The organism is Cyclobacterium xiamenense (genome assembly GCF_009467825.1).
GTDB classification, from domain to species: domain Bacteria; phylum Bacteroidota; class Bacteroidia; order Cytophagales; family Cyclobacteriaceae; genus Cyclobacterium; species Cyclobacterium xiamenense.
In genome coordinates this window covers 1-734 of the sequence record NZ_WIOK01000088.1, presented here as the reverse complement: position 1 = coordinate 734, position 734 = coordinate 1, and the positions used below count along the sequence as shown (strand labels likewise).

The window sequence follows — 734 nt, the reverse complement described above, 5'->3', positions numbered from 1 at the left end:
GAAACCTGATAAAAAGCCCGAAACCGGCAGGGAAAAATCAAAATTATTCCATTTTGAAACCAAAATAACAAACCAAAAAGCTTAACTTAATAGCATTGATTACAGAGCAAAGCAAACAGTGGTGTTCAAGTTAATTTGTCAACAGCATCAATAAAGGAAAGTGAAATTCTTATACCCCCAATGGAATTGCAACTGGAGAAAGGCAATTCTATTACCGACTTATACTTGAAAAAAGAGTATAACGACAAGCAAATAAAAAGCTTAACCAAACTGAGGAACACACTACTTCCCAAATTAATGAGCGGTGAAGGAAGAATTACGGACTGAGTAAAACAATAATTTATCCTATGGCAGACGAACCAGTAAGAGAAGAACAATTAAGAAGAAACTTGACTACAAAAGAGGTTTATCATTTTGTAGACTCTGAAAAAGGTATTGACCAGATTTGCCGTGAAGTATTCAAAAGGTCAGACAAAGTTGTTCACTACCCTATTGGTTTTAATGGAGGGCCAAAATATTCAAAAGTTAAACAGTTCATTTATGAGGGATTTGGCAATCAATTGCCAGTTGGTGTAAGTAAGTCATCATCAAGAGGCTTGGGTTTTACAAAAGTTCTTAAGCCGTTAATTGAATTCATTTATAATACTCCCCATATGTTGGACCAAAAGTATCAGTCGTTAAGTTAACTCATTTATTTGATATTACCTCCTTAGTTGTCTTATTTCCCAAGGGTA

The 734-nt window shown here is 34.6% G+C and carries 1 protein-coding gene; it reads left to right on the top strand.

The genetic code is table 11. From position 1 onward, the window contains the following. Positions 1-347 precede the first annotated feature (347 nt). Positions 348-686 carry a hypothetical protein gene (locus tag GCU44_RS22970; RefSeq protein ID WP_154859720.1) on the top strand — a complete coding sequence of 113 codons (339 nt, stop codon included), beginning with the start codon at positions 348-350 and terminating at the stop codon, positions 684-686. The last annotated feature ends 48 nt before the right edge of the window (positions 687-734 follow it).